Raw genomic sequence first — 246 nt, 5'->3', positions numbered from 1 at the left:
ACCAAGAAAAGCGGAGGAGGTGAGTTTAGATGAAATCTTGATTGAGTCTGCGGTTGACGCCCGTTATATTGAGGATTTAAAGGCAGAGTGCTTGAGGCTTGGTATCTCTAAGGCTAATGCAATTTTTTGGTACTCCGATGGTGGTACGGTTGTTTCCAAATCTTTAAAGTCAAATTATAATGGCTTGAAATATGCTGGTTTATATGAGGGTGAATGATAAGCTCGGCGTAGACCTGAGGAGCCTGG

At 42.7% G+C, this 246-nt stretch carries 1 protein-coding gene; it reads left to right on the top strand.

What is annotated here, in order from left to right; all coding sequences use genetic code 11:
• The coding region (locus tag SB786_RS37280; RefSeq protein ID WP_410731722.1) for a hypothetical protein at nucleotides 1–217 on the top strand (217 nt) is incomplete at its 5' end.
• Between the last annotated feature and the right edge of the window lie 29 nt (nucleotides 218–246).

Source organism: Burkholderia sp. SIMBA_062 (assembly GCF_046534765.1).
Taxonomy (GTDB): domain Bacteria; phylum Pseudomonadota; class Gammaproteobacteria; order Burkholderiales; family Burkholderiaceae; genus Burkholderia; species Burkholderia ambifaria.
Note: the sequence above shows the minus strand (reverse complement) of the source record. Positions and strands in the feature narration are given on the sequence as shown.